This window comes from Anoxybacillus sp. (genome assembly GCF_036834105.1).
Taxonomy (GTDB): Bacteria; Bacillota; Bacilli; order Bacillales; family Anoxybacillaceae; genus Anoxybacillus.
The window spans coordinates 1-6008 of the sequence record NZ_DAITON010000135.1; the positions used below are offsets into that span (position 1 = coordinate 1).

A 6008-nucleotide genomic window follows, 5' to 3' on the forward strand; every position below is an offset into this window, starting at 1 on the left:
AAAAAACTCCCGTCCCAAAAGAAAGGGACGAGAGCATTCCCGCGTTGCCACCCTAGTTGAAGACATCCGTCTTCCACTCGAGAAAAATAACGGTTCCCACCGGAAATGCTTACTAACTTCACGCGTTCAGCATTTCGCTCCAGGACGGATTCACAAGTCATTCCTGCCGATTCGCACCAACCATCGGCTCTCTGGAAGGAAGAGGGCTTGCTACTAGTTCCTATCATCGCTTTTTCGTTATATCATTTTCTTGGAAATAATGTACTATAAGTTTAAACAAAATGCAACCCGTTTATTCTTTCGTCTCTTTCACCATGTTGATAAAATATTGCGTCACGCGATGATCATCTGTTAATTCCGGATGGAACGAACAACCTAAAAACTGTCCTTGTCTTGCCGCGACAATCCGATCTTCGTGTGTCGCAAGTACATCTACATCGCCTCCTACAGACACAATGTGCGGAGCTCGAATAAACACGCCAATAAAGTCATCTGCGACTCCCTTAATAGATAAAGATGCTTCAAAGCTTTCACGCTGGCGACCGAATGAGTTGCGTTCGACTGTAATGTCCATTAAGCCAAGATGCGCTTCATCATAACCAACAATTTTTTTAGCTAAAATGATCAAGCCTGCGCACGTTCCAAACATCGGCTTTCCGTCGCGTGCAAATTGTTTAAGTGGTTCAATAAACCCGTATTTATCCATGAGCCGACGCATTGTCGTGCTTTCTCCACCAGGAATGATGAGGCCATCAATATGTGCTAACTGTTCCGTCTTTTTAATAACGACAGCTTCTGCGTCACAAGCCTCAATCGAACGCACATGTTCACGTACAGCCCCTTGTAATCCTAATACTCCAATTTTCACCATTTTCATTGCTCCTTTACATTACCATCCACGTTCTTGCATCCGTTGTTCAGGAAGCAACGAAGAAATATCAATACCTTTCATTGCCCCACCTAATCCTTTGGATAAGTGGGCAATCAATTCGTAATCTTCGTAATGAGTCGTCGCCTCGACGATAGCGCGGGCATATTTTTCAGGGTTTTCTGATTTGAAAATACCTGAACCAACAAATACACCATCAGCACCTAAGTGCATCATCAACGCCGCATCCGCTGGCGTCGCGACACCGCCCGCCGCAAAGTTAACGACAGGAAGACGACCGAGACGTTTGATTTGTAATAGTACTTCAAATGGAGCTCCTAAATTTTTTGCTTCTGTCATTAACTCATCCTCGCTCATGCTGACGACTTTACGCACTTGAGCGTTCACTTTACGCATATGGCGAACCGCCTCGACGATGTTCCCTGTTCCAGGTTCACCTTTTGTGCGAAGCATGGATGCGCCTTCAGCAATACGACGGGCCGCTTCGCCTAAATCGCGACAACCACATACGAATGGCACAGTAAATTGACGTTTATCGATATGGAATTCCTCGTCTGCTGGTGTCAATACTTCACTCTCGTCAATATAATCTACACCGAGCGCCTCTAGCACACGCGCTTCAACATAATGTCCGATACGCGCCTTTGCCATCACAGGAATAGATACTGCTTTCATGACTTCTTCAATCACAGTCGGATCAGCCATACGTGCAACTCCACCTGCCGCACGAATATCAGCTGGAACGCGTTCGAGCGCCATAACAGCTACTGCGCCTGCTGCCTCCGCAATTTTTGCTTGTTCCGCGTTAACGACGTCCATAATGACGCCACCTTTTTGCATTTCCGCCATTCCGCGTTTTACACGTTCTGTACCTGTAATCGCCACCGTTCATTCCTCCCATTATGTATATCATTATTGTGATATTGTACTGAAAAATAAGCTACCCGACAACTATTCGTCACTTCAGTACACTATCCATATTCTAGCATACGTTTTTACTAGGTAAAAGTGTAGAAACACTAGCTACATTTTTTTATTTTAACTCAATTTTTAAAAAAATCACAATAAAAATTTTAAAGCCCTCTAAAAAGAGAGCTTTAAAACAATCCTTTAATGGCATTTGAAGCACCATTCCAAATGTCACTAAATAATTCACCAATCGCCCGCATCGCTAAAATGAATCCGTTCGCTTTTTCTACCGCTTGTTTTGTCACAATGTCGACCTGTGTAGCCTTCTCCCCTTCTTTCGTTAAATATCCGTAATCTGTCCCTTCGTATTTTACATACATATATCCTACTTTTTGACCCTTTTTCACAGGAGCTGTTAACGTTTCTTTTTCAATCACGACAACAGGTTTATATTTTTTTTCTTCCCCTCGCTTCATAACAAGCGACAATGGTTGTTTTGTTGCAACCGCAACTTGTTTTTCCTTACCTTTCTTTGCTTCTACTGTTTCATGCTTTTTTGTGATATATCCTTTTGGATACAATTGTTGCACCGTATAGTTGCTAAACGCGTAATCTAACATTTTTCTCGTCTCTTGAAAACGAGACATATGCGTCCCTTTGCCATTCGTTTTCGCATTCATAACAACAGTGATAAATCGCATACCGTTGCGCTCCGCTGTGCCTGTAAAGCAATATCCTGCAAATTCTGTATATCCAGTTTTAATGCCATCTACCCCTTCGTATGCTGCGACAAGTCCCGGAAGCATCCAATTCCAGTTATCCATCTTAATTTGGTCGTCTGTCCCTTCTCTAAAAAACTTGCGCGGAATACTTGCCGTGTCTAATATTTCTGGGAATTGATGATATAAATGATAAGCTAATGTTGCCACGTCACGAGCGGACATAACATTTTCTTCATTATCCCCGCTACCAGCTGGATGCAATCCTCCTAAATCTTTGTTATTTAAGCCGGTTGCATTGACAAACTTATAATCTTTTAATCCTAACTGCTTCGCTTTTTCATTCATCATCTTAACAAAGTTCGTCTCTGAACCGCCAACAATTTCCGCAATGGCGACTGTCGCTCCGTTCGCCGAGTAAATCGCCATCGCCTCATATAATTCACGCACCGTATATTTCCCATCTCTTCTCAACGGAACATTCGACAAATCGCGCTTTTGCGAAATTTGATATACATACTCACTTACTGCATATTCTTGATCCCACTTGACGCGTCCTTCATGAATTGCTTCTAGCAACAAGTATTCTGTCATCATCTTTGTCATACTAGCAATTCCTAGAACGGCATCGATGTTTTTTTGATATAAAATTTTTCCGGTTTCTGCTTCAACTAAAATAGCGGCATCCGCTTCAATATTCAGCACATCCTCTTCCGCTCTTATATTTTGCGGTAATCCCATAGACAAGAACATTGCTACAATGGAAATGATGAAGCTCTTGTACCATACCTTCACGTTTGAACCCTCCAACTCTGTTTTACATAACCGTTATTTTAACATACTCTTGTAAAAAAAAATAGACAGAGGAATCTTCCACCTCTGTCTATGTACATGCACTTGTTTCCTTACTACATAAGCGAGTAATTTGGCGCTTCTTTTGTAATTTGTACATCATGCGGATGGCTTTCTCTTAATCCCGCTCCAGTCATGCGTACAAATTGAGTTTTTTCTCTCAATTCTTCCAGGTTTTTCGTTCCACAATATCCCATTCCTGCACGCAACCCGCCAACTAGCTGATAAATCGTATCAGCAAGTGGCCCTTTATACGGTACTCGCCCTTCGATACCTTCTGGGACAAATTTTTTATTATCTTCTTGGAAGTAGCGATCCTTGCTCCCTTTTTCCATCGCTCCGACAGATCCCATACCACGATAAACTTTAAACCGTCTGCCTTGATAAATTTCTGTTTCCCCTGGGCTTTCAGAAACGCCGGCAAGCAAGCTACCAAGCATCACTGCATGCCCTCCAGCCGCCAAAGCTTTTACGATGTCACCAGAATATTTAATTCCTCCATCAGCAATAATTGGAACACCGTATTTTCTCGCTTCCGTTGCACAGTCATAAATAGCCGTAATTTGTGGGACACCGACACCTGCCACAACACGTGTCGTACAAATCGATCCTGGACCAATACCGACTTTAATGATGTTCGCCCCTGCTTCAATCAAATCTCGTGTCGCCTCAGCTGTCGCGACATTTCCGGCAACAATATTTAGTTTCGGATATGTGTCGCGAATTTTCCTTACTGTTTCAAGCACCCCTTTAGAGTGTCCATGAGCCGTATCAACTACAATGACGTCAACATTTGCTTCCACAAGCTTTTTCACCCGCAACATCGTATCCGAGGTAACCCCGACAGCTGCCCCGACAAGAAGACGCCCTTTCTCATCTTTTGCTGCATTCGGGAATTCAATAACTTTTTCGATGTCTTTAATGGTGATAAGTCCTTTCAACACACCTTGATCATCAACGAGAGGGAGTTTTTCAATTTTGTATTTTTGTAAAATTTTTTCCGCTTCTTCTAACGTTGTGCCGACAGGGGCAGTAATTAAGTTTTCTTTCGTCATGACATCAGAAATTTTCATGGAGTAGTCTTGAATAAAGCGTAAGTCACGGTTCGTAATAATACCGACAAGCTTTTGTTCTTCGGCATTATTGACGATCGGAACACCCGAAATCCGATATTTGCCCATCAAATGCTCCGCATCATACACTTGATGTTCAGGAGTTAAAAAGAAAGGATCCGTAATTACGCCGCTTTCTGAACGTTTTACTTTATCGACTTGTTCAGCTTGTTGTTCAATCGACATGTTTTTATGGATAATACCTAATCCACCTTGACGCGCCATCGCAATCGCCATTTCAGCTTCTGTTACTGTATCCATCCCTGCACTAATAATTGGGATATTAAGCTTTAGGGTTGGGCTTAGTTCAACGCTTAAATCAACATCTCGAGGCAACACTTCTGATTTAGCTGGGATTAAAAGGACGTCATCAAATGTCAATCCCTCTTTCGCAAATTTTGTTTCCCACATTGTTTTTCCCCCTCACTTTGGAAATATTAATTAGTAGAGTATCAACTTCGCTTTTTCCTGTCAAGAAAACATAAAAATGTTAGATAATTCGATTAATTACACAAGGAGAGCTTACAATGTGGGAAGTATTTTATTCATCAAATTTTGTGCATCAATTTTTACTCGAGCGTTACAAACAAGCAGGTCGAGAGGATGCTGAAAAAAAAAGCTATGATAATTGTTATCCTTTTATGTACTACTTACAACACGGAAAAAAGTTTTATGACAATGCCCACGAAGCACCGCTATCCATTAAACCCGTTTTATTATTTTACGGAAATGTTCAGCTTCTTAAAGCCTGTTTGTTAACCATTCATGCCGACTATCCTGAATCATCATCCGTTCTAGCACACGGAGTATCGACAAGGAAGAGAAAAAAGCAAAACTATGATTTTTTCAAAGACGAAGTAAAAATTCAAAAACACGGGCTGTTTACTTATTTTTCTGAAAAAATGTTTCATGTGAAACACGCCTATGGGGAAAAGTTTTGTATGAGAGAGCTGTTAGAACATGTCGAGGAATTACAACCTTTATTTCAACTGTATTTTAAACATAAAGCTGAACGCGACAAACATCATATTCATGAAGTCGTTGCTCACTACTTGTTGCTTTATAATTTAAGTATGATTTGTCGTTATGAAACGGAATGGTGGTACGATCTTCTTCACAGTTATTCAAATGATGCGTACCCTTTCATTGTACAGTTTTTAGAAGCGACAGAACGAAAAATACCGTCCTATTTATATCATTATTTGTTACATAATAAAAAAGACCAAGACTAAATTTGTCTTGGTCTCTTCTTGCCCGGCAACGTCCTACTCTCGCAGGCGGTGTCCCGCCAACTACCATCGGCGCTGGAGAGCTTAACTTCCGTGTTCGGGATGGGAACGGGTGTGACCTCTCCGCCATCGTCACCGAGCAAACATATAGAAGGATGATTCCTTCAAAACTAGATAACAGGTTAGCCTACGCTTTTCTTGTGTGTTTAGTTAAGTCCTCGATCGATTAGTATCCGTCAGCTGCACGTGTCGCCACGCTTCCACCTCGGACCTATCAACCTTGTCATCTTCAAGGGAT

General features: G+C 41.8%; 5 protein-coding genes, 2 rRNA genes and 1 other annotated feature. Of the genes, 1 reads left to right on the forward strand and 6 read right to left on the reverse strand.

What is annotated here, in order from left to right:
- Positions 1-20: 20 nt before the first annotated feature.
- Positions 21-236: a binding site (T-box leader), on the reverse strand.
- A gap of 56 nt (positions 237-292) precedes the next feature.
- From pdxT to guaB, 4 genes are all read right to left on the reverse strand, one after another.
- Positions 293-871: a pyridoxal 5'-phosphate synthase glutaminase subunit PdxT gene (pdxT, locus tag V7Z64_RS11250; RefSeq protein WP_297990693.1), complete on the reverse strand. Its 579-nt coding sequence runs from the start codon at positions 869-871 to the stop codon at positions 293-295.
- An 18-nt stretch (positions 872-889) separates the two neighbouring features.
- Entirely contained in the window at positions 890-1774 is an 885-nt protein-coding gene (pdxS, locus tag V7Z64_RS11255; RefSeq protein WP_297990692.1) for a pyridoxal 5'-phosphate synthase lyase subunit PdxS, read from the reverse strand.
- A gap of 212 nt (positions 1775-1986) precedes the next feature.
- Positions 1987-3270 (reverse strand): D-alanyl-D-alanine carboxypeptidase family protein, encoded by a 1284-nt coding sequence (locus V7Z64_RS11260; protein ID WP_297990699.1) that lies wholly within the window; start codon positions 3268-3270, stop codon positions 1987-1989.
- Between the two features lie 155 nt (positions 3271-3425).
- Positions 3426-4892, reverse strand: coding sequence for an IMP dehydrogenase (gene guaB, locus V7Z64_RS11265; RefSeq protein ID WP_297990690.1), 1467 nt, complete (start codon positions 4890-4892; stop codon positions 3426-3428).
- A 116-nt stretch (positions 4893-5008) separates the two neighbouring features.
- Here guaB and V7Z64_RS11270 point away from each other — a divergent pair, with 116 nt between their 5' ends.
- The gene (locus tag V7Z64_RS11270) at positions 5009-5713 is read left to right on the forward strand and encodes a YaaC family protein (RefSeq protein ID WP_297990689.1); all 705 of its coding nucleotides are present in this window, start codon (positions 5009-5011) and stop codon (positions 5711-5713) included.
- Between the two features lie 20 nt (positions 5714-5733).
- Here V7Z64_RS11270 and rrf read toward each other — a convergent pair.
- Positions 5734-5850, reverse strand: a 5S ribosomal RNA gene (gene rrf, locus V7Z64_RS11275).
- A 66-nt stretch (positions 5851-5916) separates the two neighbouring features.
- Positions 5917-6008: ribosomal RNA gene (locus tag V7Z64_RS11280) — 23S ribosomal RNA — on the reverse strand; the annotation flags it as partial.